Origin of the sequence: Burkholderia sp. A2 (genome assembly GCF_001729305.1) — a bacterium.
GTDB lineage: Bacteria > Pseudomonadota > Gammaproteobacteria > Burkholderiales > Burkholderiaceae > Burkholderia > Burkholderia sola.
This window is the reverse complement of sequence record NZ_LZXX01000086.1, coordinates 129,355-156,274: the sequence shown is the minus strand read 5'-3', so window position 1 is coordinate 156,274 and position 26,920 is coordinate 129,355. Positions and strand designations below refer to the sequence as shown.

21 protein-coding genes are annotated in these 26,920 nt (G+C 66.6%); 8 read left to right on the top strand and 13 right to left on the bottom strand.

What is annotated here, in order from left to right; all coding sequences use genetic code 11:
* Positions 1-99: 99 nt before the first annotated feature.
* Positions 100-1,266 (top strand): hypothetical protein, encoded by a 1,167-nt coding sequence (locus tag A9Z05_RS10270; RefSeq protein ID WP_256121945.1) that lies wholly within the window; start codon positions 100-102, stop codon positions 1,264-1,266.
* On the top strand, positions 1,247-4,825 hold the full coding sequence (locus A9Z05_RS10265) for an ImcF-related family protein (protein WP_069617989.1): 3,579 nt from the start codon (positions 1,247-1,249) through the stop codon (positions 4,823-4,825). The genes A9Z05_RS10270 and A9Z05_RS10265 overlap by 20 nt, the downstream gene beginning before the upstream one ends.
* A gap of 159 nt (positions 4,826-4,984) precedes the next feature.
* On the opposite strand, the gene A9Z05_RS10260 is transcribed toward A9Z05_RS10265, so the two are convergent.
* The 3 genes from A9Z05_RS10260 to sapR all read right to left on the bottom strand — a co-directional run bounded on the left by A9Z05_RS10260 (position 4,985) and on the right by sapR (position 8,124).
* Positions 4,985-6,586, bottom strand: coding sequence for an ABC transporter substrate-binding protein (locus A9Z05_RS10260; RefSeq protein ID WP_069617988.1), 1,602 nt, complete (start codon positions 6,584-6,586; stop codon positions 4,985-4,987).
* Positions 6,587-6,656: 70 nt separating this feature from the next.
* Positions 6,657-7,220: a D-alanyl-D-alanine dipeptidase gene (gene ddpX / locus A9Z05_RS10255; protein ID WP_069617987.1), complete on the bottom strand. Its 564-nt coding sequence runs from the start codon at positions 7,218-7,220 to the stop codon at positions 6,657-6,659.
* Positions 7,221-7,236: 16 nt separating this feature from the next.
* Complete coding sequence (gene sapR / locus A9Z05_RS10250; RefSeq protein WP_069617986.1) at positions 7,237-8,124, bottom strand: sap1 transcriptional regulator SapR; 888 nt, start codon at positions 8,122-8,124, stop codon at positions 7,237-7,239.
* Between the two features lie 258 nt (positions 8,125-8,382).
* Here sapR and A9Z05_RS10245 point away from each other — a divergent pair, with 258 nt between their 5' ends.
* Entirely contained in the window at positions 8,383-8,631 is a 249-nt protein-coding gene (locus tag A9Z05_RS10245; RefSeq protein WP_011882387.1) for a helix-turn-helix transcriptional regulator, read from the top strand.
* 3 nt (positions 8,632-8,634) lie between these two features.
* Positions 8,635-9,969: a type II toxin-antitoxin system HipA family toxin gene (locus tag A9Z05_RS10240; protein WP_069617985.1), complete on the top strand. Its 1,335-nt coding sequence runs from the start codon at positions 8,635-8,637 to the stop codon at positions 9,967-9,969.
* Between the two features lie 206 nt (positions 9,970-10,175).
* Here the strand turns inward: A9Z05_RS10240 and A9Z05_RS37725 are convergent, their stop codons facing one another.
* A complete protein-coding gene (locus tag A9Z05_RS37725) occupies positions 10,176-10,427 on the bottom strand; it encodes a hypothetical protein (RefSeq protein WP_256121950.1) in 252 nt (83 codons plus the stop codon).
* On the opposite strand from A9Z05_RS37725, the gene A9Z05_RS10235 reads away from it, so the two are divergent.
* Together A9Z05_RS10235 and A9Z05_RS10230 are read left to right on the top strand one after the other, a co-directional pair.
* Positions 10,315-11,547, top strand: coding sequence for an oxalate decarboxylase family bicupin (locus A9Z05_RS10235; RefSeq protein WP_256121949.1), 1,233 nt, complete (start codon positions 10,315-10,317; stop codon positions 11,545-11,547). The genes A9Z05_RS37725 and A9Z05_RS10235 overlap by 113 nt on opposite strands.
* A gap of 93 nt (positions 11,548-11,640) precedes the next feature.
* Complete coding sequence (locus A9Z05_RS10230) at positions 11,641-12,948, top strand: Nramp family divalent metal transporter (protein ID WP_069617983.1); 1,308 nt, start codon at positions 11,641-11,643, stop codon at positions 12,946-12,948.
* 205 nt (positions 12,949-13,153) lie between these two features.
* On the opposite strand, the gene A9Z05_RS10225 is transcribed toward A9Z05_RS10230, so the two are convergent.
* The 4 genes from A9Z05_RS10225 to A9Z05_RS10210 all read right to left on the bottom strand — a co-directional run bounded on the left by A9Z05_RS10225 (position 13,154) and on the right by A9Z05_RS10210 (position 18,863).
* Positions 13,154-14,743, bottom strand: a complete 1,590-nt coding sequence (locus A9Z05_RS10225) for an ABC transporter substrate-binding protein (protein ID WP_069617982.1) — start codon at positions 14,741-14,743, stop codon at positions 13,154-13,156.
* A gap of 124 nt (positions 14,744-14,867) precedes the next feature.
* Entirely contained in the window at positions 14,868-15,200 is a 333-nt protein-coding gene (locus A9Z05_RS10220) for a sugar ABC transporter ATPase (protein WP_050012816.1), read from the bottom strand.
* Between the two features lie 405 nt (positions 15,201-15,605).
* Positions 15,606-16,526 carry a bestrophin family protein gene (locus A9Z05_RS10215; protein WP_069617981.1) on the bottom strand — a complete coding sequence of 307 codons (921 nt, stop codon included), beginning with the start codon at positions 16,524-16,526 and terminating at the stop codon, positions 15,606-15,608.
* Positions 16,527-16,538: 12 nt separating this feature from the next.
* Positions 16,539-18,863 (bottom strand): FdhF/YdeP family oxidoreductase, encoded by a 2,325-nt coding sequence (locus tag A9Z05_RS10210; RefSeq protein ID WP_069617980.1) that lies wholly within the window; start codon positions 18,861-18,863, stop codon positions 16,539-16,541.
* A 152-nt stretch (positions 18,864-19,015) separates the two neighbouring features.
* Here A9Z05_RS10210 and A9Z05_RS10205 point away from each other — a divergent pair, with 152 nt between their 5' ends.
* Positions 19,016-20,437, top strand: coding sequence for a PLP-dependent aminotransferase family protein (locus tag A9Z05_RS10205; RefSeq protein WP_069617979.1), 1,422 nt, complete (start codon positions 19,016-19,018; stop codon positions 20,435-20,437).
* 58 nt (positions 20,438-20,495) lie between these two features.
* Here A9Z05_RS10205 and A9Z05_RS10200 read toward each other — a convergent pair whose 3' ends face one another.
* The gene (locus A9Z05_RS10200) at positions 20,496-21,737 is read right to left on the bottom strand and encodes a mechanosensitive ion channel family protein (RefSeq protein WP_069617978.1); all 1,242 of its coding nucleotides are present in this window, start codon (positions 21,735-21,737) and stop codon (positions 20,496-20,498) included.
* Positions 21,738-21,841: 104 nt separating this feature from the next.
* Here A9Z05_RS10200 and A9Z05_RS10195 point away from each other — a divergent pair, with 104 nt between their 5' ends.
* A complete protein-coding gene (locus A9Z05_RS10195; protein WP_371090846.1) occupies positions 21,842-23,899 on the top strand; it encodes a SulP family inorganic anion transporter in 2,058 nt (685 codons plus the stop codon).
* A gap of 142 nt (positions 23,900-24,041) precedes the next feature.
* Here the strand turns inward: A9Z05_RS10195 and A9Z05_RS10190 are convergent, their stop codons facing one another.
* From A9Z05_RS10190 to A9Z05_RS10175, 4 genes are all read right to left on the bottom strand, one after another.
* On the bottom strand, positions 24,042-25,499 hold the full coding sequence (locus A9Z05_RS10190) for a DHA2 family efflux MFS transporter permease subunit (RefSeq protein ID WP_069617976.1): 1,458 nt from the start codon (positions 25,497-25,499) through the stop codon (positions 24,042-24,044).
* Positions 25,496-26,059, bottom strand: coding sequence for an isochorismatase family protein (locus tag A9Z05_RS10185; protein WP_069617975.1), 564 nt, complete (start codon positions 26,057-26,059; stop codon positions 25,496-25,498). Before A9Z05_RS10185 ends, A9Z05_RS10190 begins: the two co-directional genes overlap by 4 nt.
* Before the next feature lie 67 nt (positions 26,060-26,126).
* Complete coding sequence (locus A9Z05_RS10180; protein ID WP_069617974.1) at positions 26,127-26,570, bottom strand: MarR family winged helix-turn-helix transcriptional regulator; 444 nt, start codon at positions 26,568-26,570, stop codon at positions 26,127-26,129.
* Positions 26,571-26,656: 86 nt separating this feature from the next.
* Positions 26,657-26,890: a hypothetical protein gene (locus A9Z05_RS10175; RefSeq protein WP_069617973.1), complete on the bottom strand. Its 234-nt coding sequence runs from the start codon at positions 26,888-26,890 to the stop codon at positions 26,657-26,659.
* Between the last annotated feature and the right edge of the window lie 30 nt (positions 26,891-26,920).

Genomic DNA, 26,920 nt, shown 5'->3' with positions numbered 1-26,920 from the left:
TTTTCTCCCGCCGGACGCCCCAGCGCGTACCCCCATCGAATGCGTTTCTGGCCATGGGCGTGTACGTGGCTCGTCTGCAACGTATTCGGCCCGGCGTTCGTGTTGCTGGCATGGCCCAAAGGCGAGCCAGCAAGCGGCCTCAAGTTCTGGAGCTGGATCGTTGGCGTGCCGAACGGATTGTTCCTGGTGCTGCTCGGTTTCGGCCGCGCCGGCTACGAAGTGCTGTGGTATCGCGCGTACTGGCGCAACCATCATCGTGATCGCTGGCTCGCGGAGAAAATCAGATTCGCACAGCGCCCGCTACACGTACTCGGTGCAGGCTATTGCTTGCCGCTGGCGGGCAAATCCTTGTCCGAAGTTCTGGAAGCGAAAAGGCCGATCCTGAAAATGCAAGCCCCTCGGCACGGTCCAGGCAAGGTTTTATGCAACCGATTTGCGGACGACGATCCGTTACTTGCTACCGCGTTCACGACGAGTGGAGAAGACGACCAGACAGATGATCCATCCGAACCGGTGAAGATCGCACCCGCCGTTCAGATGCTTCGTTTGGCGCTTGAACCGTTGATCGAGAGTATCCGCGCGCTGACTCGATACGGAGCGACCTATTGGCCCCAAGTACGCGTACTGGTCGAATCGAAAGTGGCGAACCAGCGTCTCGCCCAGGTTCGCGATGCGATGCGTCTGGCAGGACTCCCCCCGCTGGCGGTTCAGCCAGCGCCAGCTAGCGACGGATTGCTGGTGGCCGATGCGTGGCTCGATGCGCACGAGCGTCGTCCGCTTCTCGTCATTGCTGCAGCGTGGTACGACGATGACATTGACGAAGGCTTCTCCGAGGGATGTGCCGCCGTATTGCTTGATGCTGGCTATTTCAAGTTTCCGTCAGAAGTCAGCCTGAAAGCGAAGCTGTGCAGGCCCATCGCATGTGATGCCGCCGAACCCGAATACGGTTTCGCCGATGCCGCAATCTGCGGCAAGACTGAACCCGGGGCGGTGAAGAGCGCGTGGATCACCCGTCCAATCGAAAGGTGCGACGAGGTTTTGCGTGCCGCCGGATTTCTGGCTGCGGCAAAAGACGCTGCGCAGTGCAGGCTGGATCGGATTGTCGGCGACGCCTGCGCGGGCAATAGCTTGTTGTCGATTGCCGCTGCCATCGAAGCGCCCACCGATGACGGACCTCAACTTGTCGTCGATGGTCTTCAGTCGGCCATTCTCCATGTCATATCCGAAGATCAAATGATTTCCGCGCATGTCGATATCCAAAAATAACCTGCAGCACATCGAGCGCCAAGTTTCCGCCGAGAAGGCGACTCCGAGCCGCGCGGCGATCTGGGGCTTGCCTCTCGCCGCGTTGGTGCTTGCCGTCGTAGCGCTCTGGCTGATCTGGTTTTATGGCGATCATCTCGGCATTGCAGACGGTATGCATCGTATGCAGATAATGACCGGCATTCCGGTGTTACTCGTCGCCGTCGTGACCACTCATCTGTATTCGATCTCCACGGGCGCCTATGCGAGCGCTGCCCGATTATTTCGTCTTGAAACGGGTGAGATGAGAACAACGTCCACGAGGCTGAAGCCGCCGAAGCGTGACGCCCGGCTGCAATGTCTTTATGAGGAATTACGCGTCGCGCACGGTTGGTTCTGGCGCCGCCGCCTGTGCTGGCTATTGGTGAACGGCACGGATGACCGGATCGATCAGGTCGCGCCCGGCCTCAAGCAGGCCGGCATCATGCACGTGGACGAAACGGTGCTGGTACACGCATCGCCTGACGGGATTGAGTCGACGAAGTGGCTCGGCCAGATCCGGGAGTTGCGTCGCCGCAACCCGGTTGACGGCTTGGTACAGGTGGCCTGCGCGAGCGATGCCGATCCCGAGCTGCCTCGTACGCTCTCGACGATTGCCATCGCTTTGGGCCGGGCCGCTCCGATCACGTTTCTACATCCGGTCGAGGCTAAAGGCGGCAATCTACCCGAACGGTTCGATCCGGTTGGGACATTCATGCCAAGCAGTTCGCGCAAGGAGATGCAAACCGCCGGAGCCTTCCTGCTGGACAGATTGCGTGACCTCGAATACAAGACTGCAGATGCTGGAGTACGCATGGGCGGCCAGCCGCACTGGTACACGTGGCTGCTGGAGATTTCGCAATACATTGGCGACCAACGCGAGCGGATGATCGAAGGCTGGCAAGCGCTCGCTGCATCGAAGTGGCTGCGCGTACCGCTGACGGGGATCATGTTCGTGCCAGTCCTTCCGGGGGCATCCACTGTCCCGGTGCCGATCCCGGAAGTCGCCGATGACGTGCAAGATCCGTCCGCCCCGGCGATACCGGTGGAAGCGGTCACGCGCGAACAACCGGTTGCGCTGCTCCCCGTCTGGCGGAAGATCGCCGCCGGTGTGTGCCACTACCGGGGCCGCCGCACGAAGCTTTACTGGCCGAACGTGTTGGCGGGGTGCGCGCTGTTCGGGGCGATTGCGTGGTTGGTAATGCTGGTGATGTCCGGCATCGGTAACCGTGTACTGGTTCGCGAAGTGCAAGCAGTGGCCGACGTGGCGCTAACCGCTCCGCCCGGCACGCCGCAGGCGTTGCACGCGCAACTCGCGCTGCAGAAGCAGATCAGCCTGCTGGAATACCGCCAGCTGCATGGGGTGCCGTGGTACTTGCGCGCGGGCCTGTCGCGCAACGATGAACTGCTCGACGCGCTGTGGTTGCCATATCGGACGATCGCCGCACGCAATTTGCGGCAACCAGTCGTGCAGGCGCTGGAAGGCCAGCTTACCCAGCTCTCTCAGGTTCGTGACGACGAACAGCAGAGCCGCGACGCGCGGGCGCGCGCGTATAACCGCCTCAAGGCCTATCTGATGCTGGCCGAGCCGTCGCGGACCGATGCGCCCTTCCTCAAGACCCAACTGCTCGACGTATGGCCCGCGCCTGCCGGCATGCGTGCGGGCGAATGGCTTGATATCTCGCAGCAACTGGCCGGGTTTTGGGCGACACACCTCCAGGCGCACCCGGTCTGGCGGATCGACGCATCGATGCCGCTTGTCGCACAGATGCGCTCGACGCTCGTCAATCAGATCGGGCTGGCAGGCAGCGACGACATGCTGTATCAGGGCATCCTCGATGCAGCACGCGGCAAGTATGCGGATGCGTCGCTGGCGACGCTGCTCGCCGGTGCGGATGCACATGGTCTTTTTACGACCGCGCAGACGGTGCCGGGGATCTATACCCGTGCTGCGTGGGACGGCATGGTCGCAGCGGCGATCGACAAGGCGTCGCGCGAACGTCGCGTGAGCGGTGATTGGGTGCTGACCGGTGCACAGTCGGCGCAGACTATCGGCAATGTGCTTTCGGTGGGCACCATCAAGACAGTGGCGGCAATCGATGAGAAGCGCGTGGCCGAGGAGTTGAAACAACGCCTGACTGCGCGCTACTTCGCCGAGTATGCGGCTGCGTGGCAGCACATGCTCAACAGCATCCAGTGGCAACCGGCGGCGAATCTGAATGGTGCGATCGATCAGTTGTCCCGCCTCGCGGATACGCAGACCTCGCCGCTGATCGCGCTGATGAAGGCGGTGCAAGATCAGGCGCAGGCGGGCCGCCCGTCGCAGGCGTTGAGCGACACGTTGGTGCGCAAGGCGCAAAGCCTGATCGGCAGCGACGAGCAGTTGGACGCGCGGGCCGTCCATCCTCTCGACAAGCCATTCGGCCCACTGCTTGCGCTGATGGGCGACGTCGGCGCCGCACCAGCCGGCGGCAACGGCGAGGGCAACATGCCCGCCAATATCGCGCTGAACGGCGTGAGTCTATCGCGCTATCTGACGGCCGTGACGACGATGCGCCTGAAGCTACAGCAGATCGCGGGCAGCGCCGATGCGCAAGCGATGGCCCGCTCGCTCGCGCAGGCGGTATTCCAGGGCAAGCTGTCGGATCTCTCGCAGGCCCGCGACGATGCCGCGCTCACCGCCGCAAGCCTAGGCGCTGCATGGTCGGGCTTCGGCAGTGCTGCATTCGCTCAGCCGCTCGAGGGAGCGTGGCAGACCATCTTGCAGCCGGCCGCCGCGAGCCTGAACGGGGCGTGGCGCTCAAGCGTCGCCATGCCGTTCAACGCGGCCATGAACGGCCGGTATCCGTTCTTCGATACAAACACCGATGCGTCGTTTGCCGAACTCGGGCGCTACGTGCGCCCCGACACCGGCCTGATCGCGCGCTTCGTCTCGACGCAACTGGCTGGCGTGCTGACGATGGAGGGCGACCACTGGGTGCCGGACGAATTGGCGCCCCAGGCACTGCAGTTCGATCCGAAGTTCCTCTCCGGCCTGCGCCAGTTGTCGACCGTGGGTGCCCAGTTGTATCTGCAGGGCGATGCGGGCGAGCGCTTCGAGATGATGGCGCTGCCGACGCCAAACGTGACGCGTTCGGAACTGTCGGTGGACGGCAAGCAGATCGTCTACTTCAACCAACGGGAAAGCTGGACACCGCTCGCATGGCCCGGCAATGGCCTGAACGGGCACGCGGGGCTGACGTGGCAGACGGTCGGTGCGGGATTGCGGCAGGCATTCGATGCGACGGGCGACTGGGCATTCCTGCGTTTGTTGGGCAAGGCCGACGTGAAGCCGCTCGACAGCACCCGTTATCAACTCACGTGGAACGCGCCACACGACGAACCGCTGCGCTATGTGCTGCGAGCACAGGTAGGTGCCGGACCGCTGGATCTGCTGAAGCTGCGAGGCTTCCGGATGCCGGAGCGAATTTTTGTCGTCGGCAAGGGCGGCAGCCAGCCGGCATTCCTGCCGCCACCACCTTTGCCGCCGGAGATGCAACCATGAACGGCCCGTGGAAACGATCCCCCAGAGAACGAGAAGCCGTTCCTCAAGTATTTCGATGCGGAAATGCGCTACCTGCGTGCGGCGGCGGATGAATTTTCCCGCGCCCATCCCGAAGCCGCGTGCCGACGGTGTTCGCCGCGCCGCACATTCTCCCAATGCTTATTGCTTCTTCAGGTTACGGTACGACACGAGATCGTTGATCGGCCCGACTTCGAGCCCGCTCACGCCGGGCCGCGTCGCGACCTGCGCGACCTTCTCGAACATGATCACGAACGGCGAGCGCGCGAGCATCTCCTTCTGCATCGCCTGGTACCGCTGCGCGCGTTGCGCGGCGGTCGGCTCGGCGAGCGCGGCGTCGGTTTCCTTCGTCAGTTGCGGAATGTCCCAGCTGTTGCGCCAGGCCAGCATCTTATAGCTCGATTTGTCGCCGTTGTCCGGATTCCATGCGAAACCCTGCGCGTTGCTGTGCGGGTCGATGTAGTCGGCCGACCATTCGCCGATGTAGATGTCGTGCTGGCGTGCGCGGTATTTCGCGAGCGTCTGCTTGTTGTCGCCGGGGATCAACTGCACCTTGACGCCCGCCTGCGCGAAATTCGCCTGCACGGCCTGTGCGATCTCCGTGTACGGATAATCGTTGCGCACGTCCATCGTCACCGAGAAGCCGTTCGGCACGCCGGCCTTCGCGAGCAGCGCCTTCGCCTTCGCGACGTCGAGCTTGTACGGATTCGAATTCAGCGTGCCGAGGAAACCTTCGGGCAGGAAGGTCTGGTGCACCTTGTAGGTCGTCTTCACGACGTTGGACTGGATGCCCGAATAGTCGACCAGCCACTTCAGCGCCTCCTGCACGTCGGGCTTCGCGAGCGTCGGGTTCTTCGTGTTCAGGCCGAGATACAGCAGCGTCGCCTGCGGCGAGGCCGATACCTTCGCCTTGCCCGATTTCACGACCGACGCGAGATCGTCGGGGCTCAGGTCGCGCGCCGCGTCGACGTCGCCGTTTTCCAGCAGTAGTCGCTGGCTCGCGGCTTCGGGCACGTGGCGCAGCACGATGCGTTTCATCGCGAGCGGCAGCCGGTAGCCGTCGAAGCGTTGCAACACGATGCTGTCGCCGGCCGCCCACTTGACGAGCTTGTAGCCGCCGGAGCCGGCCTCGTTGGTCTTCAGCCACGCGTTGCCGAAGTCGTTGCCCTGCTGGTACGACAGCAGCAGCTTCTTGTCGAGCACCGACGCGGGCCACGAGCCGAGCACGTTCAGCACGAAGGTCGGCGCGTATTTGCGGTCGGTCGTGATCGACACCGTCTGGTCGTCCAGCTTCTTCACGTTCGCCGCGACGTTGGCCTTCGTGAGCCCGATGCCGGCCAGCACCGCGGCCGGGCCCTTGTCGAGCAGCACCGTGCGCTGGATCGACCACGCGACGTCGTCGGCCGTCAGCGGGTTGCCCGAGTGGAACTTGAGGCCCGCGCGCAGCTTGAACGTATAGGTCAGCCCGTCCGGGCTCACCGTCCACGATTGCGCGACGTCGCCGTTGAATTTCGACGGATCGCGCAGGTCGACGCGCACGAGCCGGTCGTACGTGTTCGCGACGTATTCCTCGGGCACCAACTCGTAGATCTCGCCCGGGTCGAGCGTCGTGAATTCGTCGAGCAGCGTGGCCATCACGAACATGTCTTTCGGCGTTTCCGCGCGGGCGGCGGAAAACGGAACGGCGGCGAGCAGGGACGCGGCGGCCAGCGCCGCGACGAGCGGGGAGGTCGGGAATTTCATGGGCGCTTCTCCATCTGTCGTTTGAGTCGTTGAACGTGAACGTGCATGAAAAAGAGGGCGTGCGGCGTCGTCACATCAGGCGCCACGGGCCGCTCGCCGCGTTGTCGATCGGCGGCAGCGCGTGCGAACCCGGCAACTCGTAGTGCCACCATTCGCTGTCGATGTGCGCGAAGCCGCCCGCATGCATCACGCCGAGCAGCAGCAGCCGGTTGCGTTGCACGGGCTCGGGCAGCCCCGCGTGAAAGTGCCCCGACGCGGCCACCATCTCGTCGAAGCCGGTGCCCATGTCGAGCGGCGCGCCATTCGCGCCGACGAGCGTCAGGTCGATGGCGGTGCCGCGGCTGTGGTTCGACCCGCGGCCGAGATCGGCGACGAAGTTCGGGTCGGGCAGGAAATCCCACAGCACCTGCTGCGCCTGCGGCGGCCGGTACGCGTCGTAGATGCGCAGCGTGAAGCCGGCTTGCGCGGCGACGTCGACCGCGCGGCGCAGCGCGGCTTCGGCCGGCTCGAGCAGCAGACAGTGCGCGTGGCGGTAGATCGGTTTGCCGGTCAGGTTGCGCTCGGTTGCGTAGACGAGATCGATCTCGACGCGATGCGTGGCGGGCGTGATTTCGACGAGGCGGTGAGGGTTCATCGGCGGTCCGGTTCGCTCAGGATTCGAATTGGTCGAACGTGCGCTGCAGTTCGCGGTTGCGCGCGACGCGCCGGTCGATCGCGGGACCGAGGCGGTCGACCACGGCGGTGATCAGCAGGTTGAACAGGCAGGTGAGCGGCGCGAGCGAATCCCAGAACTGGCCGACGTCGGTCTTCACCTGCAGCAGGTCGGCCGGCCACTCGCGCGCCCACGGGCAATACAGATCGGTGACCAGCGCGAACGGCTGGCCGCGCTCGGCGGCGGCCTGGCAATAGCGGCGCGCGCTGCGCGAATAGGCGCGCGTGTCGGTGACGATGCAGTACGGCCGTTCGGACTCGGAATTCAGCGAATCGACGTACGAGCCCGACTGGCCGTCGGAATAGAACACGCGCGGGCGCAGGTATTCGAGGTAGCTGCTGAATGCGTTGCTGATGCCGCGCGTCGACTGGATGCCGAGGATGAAGACGGCATCGGCATGCGCGATCCGGTCCGCGACCTGCGCGAACACCGGTTCTTCGGCGAGCCGGTACACGTGGCGGATCGCGTCGAGTTCGCGGTCGAGCGATGCGGCGAGCGTGCCGCCGCTGCGATCGCCGGCGCGCGCGTGGGCGGTCGTGGGCGTCGTGGTGGCGCGGCGGTATTCGTCGAGCCGGTCGGTGATCATCCACGGGCGGTCGCCGCCGCCGCGCAGTTCGCGTTTCAGGTCGTCGAGATTCCGGTAACCGACGCTGCGCAGGAAACGCCCGACCGAAATGCCGCTGGTGCCGGTCTGCTGCGCGATCTGGTCGGCGGTTTCGAGGCCGAGCCGATCGAGGTTCGCGAGCATGTAGCTGGCGATGCGTTTCGCGGTCGGCGTCAGCTCGGCAAAGCGGGATTCGACGGTATGGGCGAACGCGCAGGTCATCGGGCTGTTAGATCGTTGTCATTTGATGATTCGATGTCATCTATCTGACAAAACCAAAATCATTGGCGCCAGCGAATAAAAACTATGGGTTGACAGCGGGCGATAGGGCGTGCGCGTGCGCGCAATGTCGGGGGCAGCAACGCCCTGTAGTGTGAAAATATTCCTGGCAGGAATATTTCGCGTTTATTTGTGTCAGGGATAATTTGCGTTTATGCCTGTCAGAGATATACTGCATAGATTGCATACAGGACCCGCGCCGTGAATCTCATCGTCAATACCCCTGCTCAACTGGGCGAAATCCTGTCGTCCGCGCGTCAGGCCAAGGGGCTGACGCAAGCCGAGGCGGCGGCACGCATCGGCGTCGGCCAATCGCGCCTGTCGTCGCTGGAAACGATCCGCACCGAAAGCCTGTCGCTCAAGCAGTTGCTCGAACTGACCGCGCTGTACGGTCTCGAGCTCAGCATCCGCACGAAGGACGGGCGCGACGCTGCCGACGTCGAGTGGTGATCGATGGGACGCAAATCGCACAGCCGCGCGCTATCGATCTGGGCCAACGGCGTGCGGGTCGGCATCTGGCGGATTCCCGCGCGCGGCGACATGGAGCTGCTGTACGACATCGGCTGGAAACAGTCGGATGCCGGCCGCCCGCTGTCGCTGTCGCTGCCGTTCGGCATCGGCCCTGCGCCGTTGCGCGGCGAGCGCGTGAACCACTACTTCGATAATCTGCTGCCCGACAGCGACGCGATTCGGCGCCGGCTTGCATCGCGGTTCGGCACGGCGACGACCGAGCCGTTCGATCTGCTCGCCGCGCTCGGCCGGGACTGCGTCGGCGCGGTGCAGTTGCTCGGCGAGGATGAAGCCCCGACCGGCCATGACCGGATCGACGGTACGCCGTTGTCCGACGATGACGTGGCGCGCGTACTCGATCAGGCGAGCGGGGCGGCGGGCGGTGCGCAGGACGACGACGACTTCCGCCTGTCGCTGGCCGGCGCGCAGGAAAAGACCGCGCTGCTGTTTCACGACGGGCGGTGGATGCGTCCGCATGGCGCGACGCCGACCACGCATATCCTCAAGTTGCCGCTCGGGCTGGTCGGCAACAAGCGTGCGGACCTGACGACATCCGTCGAAAACGAGTGGCTGTGCCTCGCGATCCTGCGCGCGTTCGGCTTGCCGACGGCGGATGCCGACATCCTGCGTTTCGGCGAACACAAGGTGCTGTCGGTCGCGCGCTTCGATCGCGCGCTGCATCGTGATGGCGGATGGCTGTTGCGCTTGCCGCAAGAGGATTTTTGCCAGGCGCTCGGCGTGCCGCCGCATCTGAAATACGAATCGCAGGGTGGCCCCGGCGTGCCCGATCTGGCCGGCATCCTGCGCCGGTCGGAAACGGCGCAGGCCGACCTCGACACGCTGTTCACCGCGTTGGTGGTGTTCTGGATGCTCGCCGCACCGGACGGGCATGCGAAGAACTTCAGCCTGCGCCTGCTGCCGGGCGGTCGCTTCCGCCTGACGCCGCTCTACGACGTGATGTCGATCTGGCCGGTCGAGGGGGATGGCGCGAACCAGTGGTCGTGGCACAAGGCGAAGCTCGCGATGGCCGTGCACGGCAAGCGCAAGCATTACGCGATGCGCGACATCACGCGCCGGCACTTCACTGCGATGGCGGAGTATTGCCTGCTTGGCGATATCGCTACGCCGATCGTCGAACGACTGATTGCGATGACGCCGCACGTGATCGAATCGGTCGGCGCGGCGCTGCCGGCCGGGTTTCCGGTAAGGACCGCCGAACGCATTCTCGGCGGATTGCGCTTCGCCGCGCAACGGCTTGCCGACATGCCGGGGGAGTGACGCGGTCCCGGTCCGGGCAGGTGAAAGCACGCGCATCCGCATTTTCCTGTTCCCGGCGATCGCATTGAGTCGCCATCGCGCGGCGCGCCTATCGATCTCTTCTCTTCTCTTCTCTTCGCCATTCATCCCTTGCTGCATCGCAACAATTACAAAATTAAAGTCGATCAGTTTTAGTCATTAATTCAGGTTAATAATTCATTTAATTTTTAGATGAATATGGATTTAACTTGCGTCACGGGATGTTCGATTTTCGGTAATTCGAAAAACGGCAAGTGTTCCGTAATGGAAATTCTCTCGATTGCAAAAAATGAAGAGGAAATCATGACGAATCTTTCTCGACGCAGGATGTTGACGAGTACGGCCGGCGCCATTGCCGCCGCGGGCATTGCGGTAACGGCGAAGGCCGCTTCGTTCGGTAACCCGGACAGCCCGCCGGAAGGCGCGGTGAATGCGCGCAACCGTCAGAGCCTGACCGACCCGGGGCCTAAAAATCCGGCCATCGCCAATCAATTCCCGTCTTTTCAGGATCCGCCGGCCACCGATATCAACGGGATGCCGTTATTCTGGGCGTCTTTCAATAATGCGCATAAACGCATTCAGAATGGCGGATGGGCGCGCGAAGTGACGCAGGACGATTTCGCGATTTCCGAAACCATTTCCGGCGTCAACATGCGGTTGACGCGCGGCGGCATTCGCGAGATGCACTGGCACCAGCAGGCCGAGTGGGCAATCATGCTGGACGGCCGCTGCCGGATCACGGTGCTCGACGAACTCGGGCGGCCGTCGGTGCAGGACGTCAAGACCGGCGATCTCTGGTATTTCCCGCCCGGCCTGCCGCATTCGCTGCAGGGCCTCGGCAGCGACGGCGCAGAATTCCTGCTCGCCTTCGATAACGGTCGCGCGTCGGAATTCAATACGCTGTTGCTGACCGACTGGATCGCGCATACGCCACCCGACGTGCTCGCGCTGAACTTCGGCGTGCCGGCCGACGCGTTCAGGAACGTGCCGCTCGACAACCTGTGGATCTTCCAGGGCGACGAACCGGGCCCGCTCGCGGATGCGCAGCGCGCGTCGGCGGCGTCGGCCGGTGCGCCGCCGCATCCGTTCGTCTTTTCGCTCGGCGACATGAAGCCGGTCAGGAAGACGCGCGGCGGCGAGGTGCGGATCGCGGACAGCACCAACTTCAACGTGTCGACGACCGTCGCGGCGGCGCTCGTCACCGTGCATCCGGGCGGCATGCGCGAGCTCCACTGGCACCCGAACGCCGACGAATGGCAGTACTACCTGCAGGGCGAGGCGCGGATGACCGTGTTCGACACGGGGCCGAAGGCGCAGACGGCCGACTTCCGCGCGGGCGACGTCGGCTATGTGAAGAAGAGCCTCGGTCACTACGTGCAGAACACCGGCCGGACCGACCTCGTGTTCCTCGAGATCTTCAAGACCGACCGCTACGCGGAGGTGTCGTTGTCCGACTGGCTCGCGCACACGCCGCCGAAGCTCGTCGAAGCGCACCTGAACATCGCGCCGGACGTGATCGCGCAGTTTCCGCGCAATCGTCCCGACGTCGTGCCGCTGTAACGCCGCCGGCGTCCTGCCGTGGCCGGCATGCGGCTTGCTGGCCGTGGCGGACGCGATCCGCAATCAGCCGTCTTATTCGAACGGAACACTCACATGATTCCCGTCCCGAGCAAACCTGCCGGCGGCTTCGCGCTGCCGGGCCGGTCTATCGAGCCTACCGACGGCGCGGCGCGCGCCGCGCTGGAAGGGCGCCGCACCGGCGTCGCCGCGCTGCTGCCGTTCGTCGGCCCGGCCGTGATCGCGTCGATCGGCTACATGGATCCCGGCAACTTCGCGACCAATATCCAGGCCGGCGCCGCGTACGGCTACCGGCTGCTGTGGGTCGTGCTGGCCGCAAACGCGATCGCGATGCTGTTCCAGGCGATGTCGGCGAAGCTCGGCATCGTGACCGGCCGCAATCTCGCCGAGCTGTGCCGCGACCGCTTCCCCGTGCCGGTCGTGTGGAGCATGTGGATCGCGTCGGAGATCGCGGCGATGGCAACCGATCTCGCCGAATTCCTCGGCGGCGCGCTTGCGTTCGGGTTGTTGTGCCACCTGTCGCTGTTCGCGGGGATGATCGCGACCGCGTTCGCGACCTGCGCGATCCTCGCGCTCGAAAAACGCGGCTTCCGGCCGCTGGAAGCGGCGATCGCGGCGCTGGTCGGCGTGATCGGCGCGTGCTATCTCGGCGAACTGCTGATCGCGCCGCAGGACTGGCATGCGGCCGCGTTCCATCTGGTAGTCCCGCAGATTCCGGATCATGCGGCGCTGACGATCGCAGTCGGCATCATCGGCGCGACGATCATGCCGCACACGCTGTATCTGCATTCGGGCCTCACGCAGGATCGCACCGCCCCGCGCGACGACGGAGAGCGGCGAAGGCTCGTGCGTTTCTCCAACCGCGAGGTCGTGATCGCGCTGGGGCTCGCCGGGTTCGTGAATCTCGCGATGGTGATGATGGCGTCGTCGGCGTTTCACGCGGCCGCGCCGGGCATGACCGACATCGGCGACGCCTATCACACGCTGATCCCGGTGCTCGGGCCGGCGGCCGGCGCGCTGTTTCTCGTCGCGCTGCTGACCTCCGGCGTGTCGAGCTCGGTGGTCGGCACGATGGCGGGGCAGGTGGTGATGCAGGGCTTCATCCGCCGCCGCATGTCGATCTGGGTGCGGCGCGCGGTGACGATCGCGCCCGCGTTCGTGGTGGTCGCGCTCGGCTGCGACGTCACGCGGGCGATGGTGGCCAGTCAGGTCGTGCTGAGCTTCGTGCTGCCGATGCCGATGATCGCGCTGCTGATGCTGTCGGCGCGCGCGGACGTGATGGGCGCTTACGCGATGCGGATGCCGCTGCGGATCGTCGCCGGTGCGGCGACGGTCGTGATCGTCGGGCTGAATGCGTACCTGGTATGGGCGGCATTCAATTGAACGGGTGCGGGCCTGCCGCTTGCTGCGGCGTGTCCGGCGCTTCGCGGGAACGGCATGCGCATTTCGCACCACGCGCGGTTGCCGTCGCCGATCGCCACGCACACCGCGTGCTCGCATCGAAATGCGTGTGCTCGTCCCGTGACGTGTGCGCGCCGCGAGGCGATTGCCCGCGCGGCGGCGTGGCCACGCGCACGGGCGGCCGCGGTTACTTCGCGAGCGTGCGGTACGACACGAGGTCGTTGATCGGCCCGATTTCCGGTCCGGTCGCGCCGGGGCGCGTGGCGACCTGCACGACCTTCTCGAACATGATGATGAACGGCGAGTTCGCGAGCACGGCCTTCTGCAGCGCTTCGTAACGCTGCGCGCGCTTCGCGGGCGACGGCTCGACGAGCGCGGCCTCGGTGTCCTTCGTCAGTTGCGGAATGTCCCAGCTGTTGCGCCACGCGAGCATCTTGGTCGGCGACTGGTCCGAGTTGTCCGGATTCCACGCGAAACCGCGCGCGTTGCTGTTCGGGTCCATGTAGTCGGGCGACCATTCGCCGACGAAGATGTCGTGCTGGCGCGCGCGATACTTGCCGATCGCCTGCTTTGCGTCGCCGGGGATCAGCTTCACGCGGATGCCGCCCTGCGCGAAGTTCGCCTGCAGCGCCTGCGCGATCTCGAGGTACGGATAGTCGTTCGGCATGTCCATCGTCACGTCGAAACCGTTCGGCAAGCCGGCCTTCGCGAGCAGCGCCTTCGCCTTCGCGACGTCCTGCTTGTACGGCCGTGCGTTCGAGGCGCCGAGGAAGCCTTCGGGCAGGAAGGTCTGATGCACCTTGTAGGTCGTGCTGACGATGTTGCGCTGGATGCCGTCGTAATCGACGAGCCACTTCATCGCCTGCTGCACCTCGGGCTTCGCGAGGTTCGGGTTCTTCGTGTTCAGGCTCAGGTACAGCAGTGCCGACACCGGCCACGACGCGATCTTGATCTTGCCGGCCTTCGACAGCGCGGCGAGGCTGTCGGGGCTCAGGTTGCGTGCGGCGTCGGCGTCGCCGTTCTCCAGCAGCAGCCGTTGCGCGGACGCTTCGGGCACGTGGCGCAGCACCACGCGCTTCATCGGGTACGGCGTGCGGTATTTGTCGAAGCGCTGCAGCACGATGCTCTCGTTGGGCGTCCACTTGACGAGCTGGTACGGGCCGGAGCCCGCGTCGTTGGTCCGCAGCCAGCCGCTGCCGAAATCGTTGCCTTGCTGGTGCGACAGCAGCAGCTTCTTGTCGAAGACCGAGGCCGGGCACGCGCTCAGCACGTTGAGCACGAAGCTCGGCGCGTACTTGCGGTCGGTTTCGAGCACGACGGTCTGCGGATCGACCACGCGCACCTTCTGTGTCACGTTCGCCTTCGTGAGGCCGAGATCGGCGAGCACGCCGGCCGGCCCCTTGTCGAGCAGGATGGTGCGCTGCAGCGACCACGCGACGTCGTCGGCGGTGACCGGGTTGCCGGAGTGGAACGTGAGGCCCGAGCGCAGCTTGAACGTGTAGGTCACGCCGTCGGCGCCGACCGTCCACGATTGCGCGATCTGTCCATCGAAGCGCGTCGGGTCCTTCAGGTCGACGCGCACCAGCCGCTCGTAGGTGTTCGCGACGTATTCGGACGGCACCAGCTCGTAGATCCCGCTCGGGTCGAGGGTCGTGAATTCGCCGAGTTGCGTGGCGACGACGAAGATGCCGGGCGGCGTGGCTGCCTGCGCCGGCAGCGCCGGAACAAGCGCGACGAGCGCGGCGCTGACGAACAGTCGGGACAGCAGGTGCTTCATGCGGGCTCCATCGAAAGGGAATCGTGGTGCGATTCTCTCATCGACGGGTACCCGGATGAAAATATTCGGCAGACGCGCCGGGTGGCGCAGCGGCGGCCGGGCGAACACCCGGCGCGGCAGGACGTCAGATCGCGCAGCGCGCGACCGCGAAGCGCATCGCTTCCTCGGCCGGTTCGTTGCCCGAGCCGCGCACGACCTTGATGACGGAGCCGTTGCCCGATGGCGTCAGCGTGACGAAGTACGAATTCGAGCCGACGGCGATGTCGGTCACGCCGTTGTGCTGCGATTGCTCGGTGCCCGACAGGCGGCTGTCGAGGCAGTTCGCGACCGCGTAGGCCGGACGTTGCGACGACACGTAGATCATCGGCGCGGCGCCCGAGCCGGCCGAATCGGACGAGGGTGCGGAGCCGCAGGCGGCGAGCAGGGCGGCGGGAAGGAGCAGCAGGAATCGTTTCATGGTCGGTCGTCGGGTGTCTCGTATCGAGGCTGGGGCGCGGGGGAGCGAAACGCGAAGCTTCGCGACGAAACCGCCCGGAATCGGGCCGTTTTTGACGGACGACGACACGGCAGGCGGCTGACGACGGAGTATACCCGCAGCATTTGACGCCGTTGGCGCGTTGAAACGATTCGATACAACCGGCGCCCGCTGTCGGACGGGCGCTTGCTTCGGTTGTCGTCGTGACCGGCGGATTGCCCCGGCCGTCGCGCTGCCGGCGCGCATGCGCACCCGCGCGACAGCGCCGCCGCGCATGCATTGCTGAGCGGCGTGGTCCTGCCGCGGCGGATCGCGGACGCGGTCGCCGAGCATCGCGACTTCCTGCGTGGCCGCCGCGATTGAGCGGGGCGAGTCAGTCGAAGCGGATCAGGTGAGGCGGTACGACGGGCCGGGCGTCACCTCGGCCGGCAGCGGCTCGCGGTTCAGTTCGAGCAGCGTGCGCTCGATTTGCCGCGTCATCGCATCGAGCGCGAGATGGTTCGGCCCGTCGCCGAACGGCTCGGCGATCGCATGCGCGATCGCGTCGAGCGCGATCAGCGTATAGGCGACGAATACCGTGACGAAGGGTGTCGCCGCGCCGATCGAATCGACGAGACCGAACGGCAGCAGCACGCAATACGCATAGATGGTCCGGTGCAGCAGCACGTCGTAGGAAAACGGAATCGGCGTCGACGCGATGCGTTCGCAGCCGCTCACCGTCGCGACGAGCTCGTCGAGGCGCGCATCGAGCATCCACAGCCGCGTATCGGCGAGCTGGCCGGCGTCGGCGCGGGCGGCGAATGCTTCGCGCAGCGCGTGCACGATGACGACCGGGCGAAACCGCGACGCGGCGACGCGCGCATGGGCGGCGCCGTCGAGCAGCCCGCGCAGGTCCGCGGCCGGATCGGTGCCGCGCAGTTGATGCTTGAGCGCATAGACGAACGCGACGACCGTGCGCACGAACGCGCGGCGCGAGGCGTCGTCACGGTCGACCGCGCCGTAGCAGAGCGCCTGCGACACCAGCGTGCGCGTGGCGGTCAGCACGCCGCCCCACAGTTGTCGGCCCTCGCGATAGCGTTCGTAGCTGGCGTTGTTGCGAAACCCGGCGAAGATCGCGAGCGTCAGGCCGATCAGCGTGAACGGCGTCGGGTTCAGCGGCACCTTTTCGCCGAGCACTCGGCCGCCGCCCCACACGGCGACGAGGCTGATCGCAAGCGTCAGCACGAGCTGCGGCAGGATGGTCGGCAGCACCGAGCCGTTCCAGACGAGCAGCATCCGCAGCCAGTGCTCGCGCGGACGAACGATCATCGTCGTGCTCCGTCAGGCGGCGATCGGGGCCGGCGCGGCCGCGCGATGCAGCAGCACGGGCACCGACTTCGACGTCGGCGTGTTGCACACGTCGCCGACGCTGTCGAGCGGCACGAGCGGGTTGGTTTCCGGGTAGTACGCGCCGATGCAGCCGCGCGGGATGTCGTACTCGACGAGCAGGAAGCCTGCCGCGCGCCGCTCGATGCCGTCGTGCCATACGGTTTCCATGTCGACCCATTCGCCGGCCGCGAGGCCCAGCATCGCGAGATCGTCGCGGTTGACGAACACCACGCGGCGCTGGCCGAACACGCCGCGATAGCGGTCGTCGAGCCCGTACACGGTCGTGTTGTACTGGTCGTGCGAGCGCGTCGTCATCAGCGTCATCAGCCGGTCGCCGTGCAGCGCGCGGGCGCGCTGGATCGGCGTGTCGGTCGGTAGCGCGTGCGCGATGAAGTTCGCCTTGCCCGTCGGCGTCAGCCATTCGCGATCGCGCGACGCGACGCGCAGGTGAAAGCCGCCGGGCCGCGCGATCCGCGTGTTGTAGTCGTAGAAGCCGTCGAGCGTCGCCTCGATCGCATCGCGGATCTTCGCGTAGTCGTCCTTGTACGCGAGCCAGTCGATCTTGCCGCTGCCGAACAGCGCATGGCCCATGTGCGCGACGATCGCCGGTTCCGACATCAGGTTCGCGGACGCCGGCTTGTTCATCCCGTACGACACGTGGACCATGCTCATCGAATCCTCGACCGTCACGCCCTGCGCGACGTTGTCCTGCAGGTCGATCTCGGTGCGGCCGAGCGTCGGCAGGATCAGCGCGTCGCGGCCGTGGATCAGATGGCTGCGGTTCAGTTTCGTCGTGATGTGCACGGAAAGCGCGCAGCGGCGCATCCCTTCCCACGTGCGCGGCGTGTCCGGCGTCGCCATCGCGAAGTTGCCGCCGAGACCGATCAGCACCTTCACGCGGCCGTCGAGCATGCCTTCGATCGTCTCGACGACGTCGTAGCCGTGATCGCGCGGCGGTTCGAAATCGAACACGTGGCCGAGCCGGTCGAGGAACGCCTGCGACGGCTTTTCCTCGATGCCGACCGTGCGGTTGCCCTGCACGTTCGAGTGGCCGCGCACCGGGCACAGGCCGGCGCCGGGGCGGCCGATGTTGCCGCGCATCAGCATCAGGTTGGTCAGCATCTGCACCGTGGCAACCGAATGCTTGTGCTGCGTGATGCCCATGCCCCACGTCGCGATCACGCGTTCGCTGCGCGCATAGCGCTCGGCGAGCGCGTCGATCTGCTCGTACGGCACGCCGCTTTCGGCCGTCAGCGCGGACCAGCTTTCGGCGCGCAGATCGTCGGCGAACGCGTCGAAGCCCGCCGTGTGCTCGTCGATGAACGCGGTGTCGAGCACGCGCGGCGCACCGGCGGCGCGCGCGGCGTCGTCGAGTTCGAGCACGCGCTTGGCCATCCCCTTGATCAGCGCGAAATCGCCGCCGATGGTCGGCTGGATGAACGTCGACGCGATCTTCGTGCCCGACATCGTCAGCATGTCGAGCGGGCTTTGCGGATCGGCGAAGCGTTCGAGGCCGCGCTCCTTCAGCGGGTTGATCGACACGATCGTCGCGCCGCGCTTCGCGCACTCGCGCAGCTCGCCCATCATCCGCGGGTGATTGGTCGCGGGGTTCTGGCCGAAGATCAGCAGCATGTCCGCATGCTCGAAATCGTCGAGCGTGACCGTGCCCTTGCCCACGCCGACCGACGCCGGCAGCCCGCGGCTCGTCGCCTCGTGGCACATGTTCGAGCAATCGGGGAAGTTGTTGGTGCCGTACAGGCGCACGAACAATTGATAGAGGAACGCCGCTTCGTTGCTCGCGCGGCCGGACGTGTAGAACGCGGCCTGGTTCGGGTCGGGCAGCGCGCGCAGATGGCGCGCGATCAGCGCGAAGGCATCGTCCCACGCGATCGGCACGTAGCGGTCGGTCCGCGCGTCGTAGATCATCGGGTCGGTGAGCCGGCCGTGCTGTTCGAGCTCGAAATCCGATTGTTCGAGCAGCTCGGTTACCGTGTGCGCGGCGAAGAATTCGGGCGTCACGCGCTTGCTCGTCGCTTCCGCGGCCACCGCCTTCACGCCGTTCTCGCAGAATTCGAACGTCGACGCGTGCTGTCGGTCCGGCCACGCACAGCCCGGGCAGTCGAAGCCGTCCGGCTGGTTCTGGCGCAACAGCGTGCGGTAGTTGCCGCCGGCGACCTTTTCCTTGATCAGGTTGATCGTGACGGCTTTCAGCGCGCCCCAGCCGGCGGCCGGGTGGGTGTACGGTTCGATGCGCGCGGTCGCGGATTTCTTTTTCATGATGCGGATGTCGGGGTCGATGCGTGCAGAGTACGCGCGGCACCCGTGCGGCTGTGTGTACACCTGTTCACTTCAAAAAAGAGTACAGTTTCGGCCATTCATCCCGTGCGGATCGCAACTGTGTTGATGAAGGGAAGTTGAAAGGGAGGCGCGTGAAGCGTTACGAACAACTGGCCGACGATCTCCAGGCGCAGATCGAGCGCGGCGTGTACCGGCCCGGCGAGCGGATTCCGTCGGTGCGGCACGCGAGCCGGCAACAGCAGCTCAGCGTCACGACCGTGCTGCGCGCATACCTCGTGCTGGAAAGCCGCGGCCTGATCGAAAGCCGGCCGCAGTCGGGCTACTTCGTGCGCGCGCGCGCGGCGGCGCCGGCCGAGGCCGAGCTGCATATTTCCGCACCGGCCGCCGAGCCGTCGGCCGTGGACGTGAGCCGGCTCGTGCTGTCGACGCTGCGCTCGATCGCGCGCGACGACGCGGTGCCGCTCGGCTCCCCGTATCCCGACGCATCGCAGTTTCCGGTGCAGCGCCTCGCGCGCTATGCGCAGGCGATCGGGCGGCGGCGCACGCGCTGGGGCGTGATCGACGACCTGCCGCCCGGCAACCAGGAGCTGATCCGCCAGATCGCGCGGCGCTATGCGGAGCGCGGGGTCGCGGTCGAGCCGGGCGAGATCGTGATGACGATCGGCGCGACCGAGGCGATCAACCTGTGCCTGCAGGCTGTCGCGAAACCGGGCGATACGATCGCGGTGGAATCGCCGACGTTCTACGCGATGCTGCATGCGATCGAGCGAATGGGCATGCGTGCACTGGAAGTCGCGACGCACCCGGGCGACGGCATCGATCTCGATGCGCTCGAGCGGGTTCTCGCGCGCGAGCGCATCGCCGCGTGCATGGTGATGCCGAATTTCCAGAATCCGCTCGGCTTCCAGATGCCCGATGCGCGCAAGCGGGCGCTGGTCGAACTGCTCGCGAAGCACGGCGTGCCGGCGATCGAGAGCGACGTTTATCACGAACTGCACTTCGGCGACACGGCGCCGAGTGCGCTGAAGTCGTTCGATCGCGACGGGCTGGTGCTGCATTGCGCGTCGTTCACGAAGAGCCTGTCGCCGCGCTACCGGATCGGCTGGGCGATGCCGGGCCGTTACCGCGACCAGGTCGAGAAGCTGAAATTCCTGAACACGCTCGCGACGCCCGCGATCGAGCAACTCGCGATCGCCGAGTACCTGAAACACGACGGCTACGATTTTCATCTGCGGCGCATGCGCAAGCTGTATGCGCAGCAGGCGAGCCTGATGAGTGCGATGGTGCGGCGTTTCTTCCCGGAAGGCACGCGGCTGTCGCAGCCGCAGGGCGGGTATGTGCTGTGGGTCGAGCTGCCGCCGCGGGTCGATGCGATGAAGCTGTATACGCTCGCGCTCGCGCAGCGGATCACGGTTGGCCCCGGGCATATGTTCTCGGCCGGCACCGATTACCGGCATTTCATCCGGCTCAACTACAGCTACCCGTGGTCGCGGCAGATCGAGGACGCGCTGAAGGTGCTGGGGCGGCTCGCGTCGGAGTGCGCGGCGCGGTGAGCGCGGGCGCCCGACGGCAGGGCAGGCGGCGGCCGGCGGTCGGCCGCCCTGGCCGGTATCAAGCCGCGCGCGGCGCGTGGAGCCCGGCTTGCGCGGCGTCGACCATCTGCCGCATGTCGAAGCCCGACGGATGCTGGTACACGCGTAGCCCGAACTCCGGCAGTACCGCGATCAGGTGGTCGAACAGGTCGGCCTGGATGGCCTCATAGTCGACCCACGTCGTCGTATCGGTGAAGCAGTACAGTTCGAGCGGAATGCCTTCGGCCGTGAGCGGCAGTTGTCGCGCCATGTTCGTCATGTCGCGGCGGATGCGCGGATGGCTCTTCAGGTAGTGCGCGACGTACGCGCGGAACGTGCCGAGATTCGTCAACTGGCGGCGGTTCGCCGGGCAGTCGCCGGCCGCGCCGAGCATGCCGTTCCATTGCTCGATCGCGTCGACCTTGTCCTCGAGATAGTCCTTCAGCAGCGTCAGGCGTTCGAGCCGCTCGATCTCGGCATGGGTGAGAAAGCGCACGCTCGTCGCATCGACGAACAGCGCGCGCTTGATGCGGCGGCCGCCCGCTTCGGTCATCCCGCGCCAGTTCTGGTAGCTCTCGGTGATCAGCTTCCACGTCGGCACCGTGATGATCGTGTGATCGAAGTTCGCGACCTTGACGGTGTTCAGCGTGATGTCGATGACCGTGCCGTCCGCGCCGGCCGACGGCATCGTGATCCAGTCGCCGATCCGCAGCATGTCGTTCGACGACAGTTGCACGCCGGCGACGAGGCCGAGCAGCGTGTCCTTGAAGATCAGCATCAGCACCGCCGACATCGCGCCGATGCCGGACAGCAGCAGGCCGATCTGCTTGCCGGTCGCATCGCCGATCACGACGAGCGCGGCCGTGATGAACATCACCAGCTTGACGAGCTGCATCGCGCCTTTCAGCGACAGGCGCGGCTGGTCGCGTTGGGCGGTGCGGTGCGTGTGCTCAAGTGCGGACAGCGTCGCGCTGATGGTCATCGTCACGAGGAACACGATCAGCGCGAACAGCACCTTGTCGGCGACCTGCGCGACCAGGCCGGGCATGCCCGGTACTGCGCCGAGCCCGAGCTTGATCACGACGAACGGGACGATGCGGTTCAACCATTTGAACGCGCCGAATTCGAACAGCGCGTCGTCGATGCGCGTGGCGGACAGCCGCGCGAGCTGCGCGATCACGCGAAACAGCAGGAAATGGACGACGGCGGTGATCGCGCCGGCGGCGGCGAGCAGGACGAGGATGCCGACGAGCGGCGTCAACCAGGATTCGTTCAGGGTCATAGGGCAGACGGGGGCCTTCTCGTGCGTTGAATCGGCGCCGCGACGCGGCGCGCGCCCGGTGAAGGGCGCATGAAAGGGACCGTGATTGTGCCATCGGGTTCCGGATGCGTGCCGTAAACGCGGGTCGATCGGCTCCCGAATCGGCTCACCTTTGTGCAGGTATCCTCTGCATCGAGGTGACGGCAGAGGGGGAATCCGCATCACCGCAAGCCGGCGTGCGAGCCGGTTGCCGGATGCGGCGTCCACAGGAACGCGGTCGGCTCGAAGCCATGACGGCAGGCCCTCGCGTTTCGATGCGCGCGGTCGGCGATCCATGCAATCATGCAGGCGTCGTCGGTGTGCCGCGCGCGTTGGCGTGCGGCTCCTCCGGCGACGGTGAGCGACACGCGACCTCGTCGCGCACCCGTTCGTGGCCCGTCACTTCGACTTCGCGCATTTCACGCATGCAAGATTCCAACGAAAGCCGTCCGTCGCGCGTACGCCTGCTGAAAGGCCTCCTTCCGATTCGTCGCGCGGGCGCCGTCCGCGACATCTTCGCGGGCATGTCGCTCGCGTCGATGGACATCCCGCAGGTGCTCGGCTACGCGCGCATCGCCGGCATGCCGGCCGTCACGGGGCTCTACACGGTGTTCCTGCCGCTCGTTGCGTTCGTATGCTTCGGCGCGTCGCGCCATCTCGTGGTCGCCGCCGATTCCGCGACCGCAACGATTTTCGCGAGCCGGCTGTCGTCGATGGCGCCGGCCGGCAGCGCCGACTATGCGGCGCTCGCCGGCATGGTCGCGTTGCTGACCGCCGCGATGCTGCTGCTCGCGCGCATCTTCAAGCTCGGCTTTCTCGCCGATTTCCTGTCGCGCACGGTGCTGGTCGGCTTTCTCGCCGGCGTCGGCGTGCAGGTGTCGATCGCGATGCTCGGCGACATGCTCGGCCTGGCCGTGCCGTACCCGGCGTCGCGCAGCCTCGCGCAACTCGACTACGTCGTCACGCACGTGGTTCACGCGCACCGGCCGACGCTCGCGCTCGCGGCGCTCGTCGTCGTCGCGATTCTCGCGTGCAAGCGGTTCCTGCCGCGCGTGCCGATGCCGATGATCGCGGTCGCGGGCAGCATCGCCGCGAGTGCAGCGTTCGGTTTCGCCGCGCACGGCATCGCGGTGCTCGGGCCCGTGGCGGGCGGGTTGCCGACGCTGCGCTGGCCGTCGGTCACGTGGCAGCAGTTCCTCGACCTCGTGCCGGTCGCCGCTTCGTGCTTCGTGATGATCATCGCGCAGAGCGCGGCCGCCGCGCGCGTGTTCGCGCAGCAGTACGGCGAGGACGTCGACACCAATGCCGACATCCTCGGCCTCGCGGCCGCGAACGCGGCGGCGGCGCTCGGCGGCGCGTTCGTCGTCAACGGTAGCCCGACGCAGACGGCGATGGCCGACGGCGCGGGCGTGCGCAGCCAGATCGGGCATCTCGCGTTCGCCGCGGTCGTCGCCGTCGTGCTGCTGTTCTTCAGCCCGTATCTGCAGTATCTGCCGCATGCGGTGCTGGCCGGCATCGTGTTCACGATCGCGCTCGGGCTGATCAACATGCGTGGTCTCGCGGCGATCCGGCGGGAAAGCCCCGGTGAATTCATGCTCGCGCTGGTCACGGCCGCGGCCGTCGTGGCGGTCGGCGTCGAGCAGGGCATCCTGCTGGCCGTCGCGTTGTCGCTGATGCGGCACGTGCGCCACAGCTACCAGCCGCACACGATGGTGCTCGAACCCGTCGCCGGCAACGGACGGTGGCAGCCGGTGCCCGCCCGGCGAGGCGCGATGACGGCGCCCGGGCTGATCGTCTACCGGTTTGGCGCCGACCTGTTCTTTGCGAACGATCACCTGTTCGCGGCCGAAGTAACCGAACTCGTCGATGCGGCACCGCTGCCGCCGCGCTGGTTCGTCGTCGATGCGGGCGCGATTACCGACGTCGACTATTCGGCCGCGCGGACCTTGGTCGATCTCGTCAGGGCGCTGCATGCGCGCGGAATCGGCGTGCTGTTCGGGCGCGTGAACCGCTATCTGCGCGCGGACATGGATCGTCACGGGATCACCGAGGCGGTCGGCGCGTCGTGCATCTTCGCCACGCTGCATCAGGCGCTGGAGGCGGCGGGCGCGACGCCCGCGCCGCAGGAGCCGGGCGCGGTGTAGCGCGAAGCGGCGCTACGCGAGCGCGCACGCGCGCGAAACCGTTGCGCAGGCAGCGGGTCAGTGCCGTCCGCTCGCGGCGTCGATCGTGTGGATGTGACTGCCGTAGCGGGGGGCCGCGCGTGCGGTGCGGCGCGGCCTGTAGTCAGCGCGAGCCGGCCGGCGCGTTGCCGGCCCGTCCGTCGCCGCCTGCACCGGCTGACCGCAACGGTAGCCGCAGCGTCGTCACGAAGCTCGCCGCATGCAGCGCGCATAGCAGGCCGAACGCCCATGCATATGCAACGGCCTGCGTGCCGCCCGCCGACGTCGCTTCGGCCTGCAGCCGCCACGCAAGAAACAGCGTGCATAGCGTCGTGAACGTCGGGCCGCCGAGCCGCTGCACGATATTGAGCGACGTGGTCGCCATCGGCAGGTCGCGGCGCTCGACCGATGCATACGCGGCGGCGATCGACGGCGCGCCGATCGCACTCTGGCCCATGCCGCGCAGAAACAGCGCCGGTACGAGCACGAGCGGATCGTAGCCGGTCAGCGCGACGAACACGAACGGCAGCGTGGCGGCGAGTGCAAGCAGTGCGCCGGCGGCGGCCAGCCGGCGTACGCCGAACCGGCTCGTCAGTGCGCCCATCGACGGATAGGTGACGAGCATGCCGAGGCCGAGCGGCGCGAGCAGCCAGCCCATTTCGCCCGGCGAGCGCCCGCACGCCTGGATCAGGAACACGGGAATCAGCATCTGGCCCGCATACAGCGCGCCGTTCGACAGGAATTGCGTGCCGGCTGCCGCGCCGAACACGCGCGAGCGAAACAGCGCGAGATCGATCAGCGCACGTTCGCCCTGGCGGCGCTCGAAGCACAGGAACGCGACGAGCAATAGCGCGGAGCCTGCGACCGCCGCGATGCCGGGCAACGAGCCGATCCGCTCGACGCCGTACAGGAACAGCACGAGGCCCGGCGACAGCAACGCGAGGCCGATCCAGTCGAGTTCGCGCCGCGGCGCATCGTCCCGGTCGCCGGGCAGGAACCGCGCGGCCAGTGCGAGCGCGAGCGCGCCGACGGGCAGGTTCACCAGAAACAGCCAGCGCCACGACGTGTGCTGCAGGATCGCGCCGGCCACGACCGGGCCGAGGATCGGCGCGAGCAGCACCGGTACCGCCGCGTAGCCGATCACGCGCGCCATCTGCTGGCCGGCGACACGCGCGATCATCATCTGTGCCATCGGCGCGAGCAAGCCGCCGCTGACGCCTTGCAACACGCGGAACGCAATCAGCGACGGCGCGGACCACGCGAGCCCGCACAGCGCCGATGTAAGCGTGAACGCCGAGAAGCACCACAGGTACAGCGCCTTCGCGCCAATGCGATCGACGAGCCAGCCGCTCAGCGGCAGCACCAGCGTCAGCGCGAGCAGGTAGCCGCTCGTCACCCACTGGATCGTCGACAGGCTCGCATGCAGGTCGGTCGCGAGGCTCGACAGCGACACGTTGACGATCGTCGCATCGAGCTGCGACAGCAGCGAGCCGAGCGTCGCGACCGCGCTGACTTTCCAGATCGACGGATCGAGCCGCCCGGCTGCGTGGCCCGGCGCCGGCCGTCTGCGTTCGTCGCTCACGCGCCGCGCCGGTCGAGCAGCGCGACGATGTCCTGCGTCGTGCCCGTCTCGCCGAGGCGCGGGAACAGCCGCTCGACGCTGTTGACGTGCGCATCCGCGTTGAGGTCGGTCATCGCGTCGATGGCGAGCGTCACGTTGTAGCCGAGTTCGTGCGCCTGTCGCGCGGTCGATTCGACGCCGATGCTCGTCGCGACGCCGGTCAGCACGATCTGCGTGACGCCGGCTGCCTTCAGATGCGCGTCGAGACCGGTGCCGGTGAACGCGCCCCAGGTCCGCTTCGTCACGACGTGGTCGCCTGGCTGGCGGTTCAGTTCGGGCACGAGTTCGGTCCAGTCGGCGGGAAGCTGCGCCGTGCGCGGCGCCTGCTCGGTGCGGCCCGGCGCGCCGCCCGCGACGTTGACCAGCACGACCGGCAGGCCGCGGCCGCGGAATGCGTCGAGCAGTTCGCGGGCGTGGGCGATCACCGGTGCGACCGGGTGCGCGGTGGGCAGGGCGACGATGCCTTTCTGCAGGTCGATGACGACCAGCGCCGTGTTCGTGTCGAGACGGGTTACGCTCATGATGGGCTCCGGGGGAAAGGGCGAAGAAAGCCGGGCGCGCGCATGCTGCGCGGCGCACCGGCCGGGTTCATTGCTCGCCGATGCGGCGGATCAGCGGGATGGCCGCGGCAAGCGTGTCGATGTCTTCCGGATCGAGTTGTTCGATCGCCGCGCCGAGCCACTTGTGTTTTGCGGCATTGCGCTTGCGCCGCGCGTCGACGCCGGCGGCGGTGAGTTTGAACAGGATCTGGCGGCCGTCGGTCGGATGCGGTTCGCGCTCGACGAGCGCGTCTTCCTCGAGGCTTGCGAGGATCGCCTTCATCGACTGCGGCTTCATCGCTTCGGCGCGCGCGAGATCGGCGGTCGTCATCGGCCCGTGCCGATCGAGCCGCGCGAGCGCGCTCGTCTGGGACATGCCGAGTCCACCGGAATCGATTTCGGAGCGCAGCCGGCGGATGAGTTGGCCGACCGCGAGGGTCAGGTCGGCGGCGACGGTTTCGGCGGAAACGCCGGGTTTGCGTGGCGGGTTCATGCGGCGAATCTTAGAACAAGACAGTTAGACTTGCAAGTTTAACTGTCGAATTAGCCGCCGGCCCGGCCGCACCGTCCGGCGCGCGACTATGCGCGTCGATGCGCGACCGGTACGACTTCGTTGTATCGCGGGGTTGCGTTTTCGTGCAGCAGATCGCCGAGGTACTGGCCGAGTTCGTCGGCGGTGAGCGCCGACGGAATCTGCAGATTGGCCGGGCGCCGCTTGCCTTCGGCGCCGAGATCGAACACGGCCCAGCGGCCGTCGGTGCGCACGACGGCGAGCAGCCGGCCGAAGGCGTTGAAGCGGTATTCGTGCTGCATCGCGTCGCTCCCGTGGCGTGAATGCGCCGG

Bases quoted from the DNA above. Each gene is read 5' to 3' on its own strand.
- A9Z05_RS10265 (WP_069617989.1), top strand. From the start codon at position 1,247: ATGTCGATATCCAAAAATAACCTGCAGCACATCGAGCGCCAAGTTTCC.
- A9Z05_RS10260 (WP_069617988.1), bottom strand. From the start codon at position 6,586: ATGAAATTCCCGACCTCCCCGCTCGTCGCGGCGCTGGCCGCCGCGTCC.
- ddpX (WP_069617987.1), bottom strand. From the start codon at position 7,220: ATGAACCCTCACCGCCTCGTCGAAATCACGCCCGCCACGCATCGCGTC.
- sapR (WP_069617986.1), bottom strand. From the start codon at position 8,124: ATGACCTGCGCGTTCGCCCATACCGTCGAATCCCGCTTTGCCGAGCTG.
- A9Z05_RS10240 (WP_069617985.1), top strand. From the start codon at position 8,635: ATGGGACGCAAATCGCACAGCCGCGCGCTATCGATCTGGGCCAACGGC.
- A9Z05_RS10235 (WP_256121949.1), top strand. From the start codon at position 10,315: ATGTTGACGAGTACGGCCGGCGCCATTGCCGCCGCGGGCATTGCGGTA.
- A9Z05_RS10230 (WP_069617983.1), top strand. From the start codon at position 11,641: ATGATTCCCGTCCCGAGCAAACCTGCCGGCGGCTTCGCGCTGCCGGGC.
- A9Z05_RS10225 (WP_069617982.1), bottom strand. From the start codon at position 14,743: ATGAAGCACCTGCTGTCCCGACTGTTCGTCAGCGCCGCGCTCGTCGCG.
- A9Z05_RS10220 (WP_050012816.1), bottom strand. From the start codon at position 15,200: ATGAAACGATTCCTGCTGCTCCTTCCCGCCGCCCTGCTCGCCGCCTGC.
- A9Z05_RS10215 (WP_069617981.1), bottom strand. From the start codon at position 16,526: ATGATCGTTCGTCCGCGCGAGCACTGGCTGCGGATGCTGCTCGTCTGG.
- A9Z05_RS10210 (WP_069617980.1), bottom strand. From the start codon at position 18,863: ATGAAAAAGAAATCCGCGACCGCGCGCATCGAACCGTACACCCACCCG.
- A9Z05_RS10200 (WP_069617978.1), bottom strand. From the start codon at position 21,737: ATGACCCTGAACGAATCCTGGTTGACGCCGCTCGTCGGCATCCTCGTC.
- A9Z05_RS10195 (WP_371090846.1), top strand. From the start codon at position 21,842: ATGCGTGCCGTAAACGCGGGTCGATCGGCTCCCGAATCGGCTCACCTT.
- A9Z05_RS10185 (WP_069617975.1), bottom strand. From the start codon at position 26,059: ATGAGCGTAACCCGTCTCGACACGAACACGGCGCTGGTCGTCATCGAC.
- A9Z05_RS10180 (WP_069617974.1), bottom strand. From the start codon at position 26,570: ATGAACCCGCCACGCAAACCCGGCGTTTCCGCCGAAACCGTCGCCGCC.
- A9Z05_RS10175 (WP_069617973.1), bottom strand. From the start codon at position 26,890: ATGCAGCACGAATACCGCTTCAACGCCTTCGGCCGGCTGCTCGCCGTC.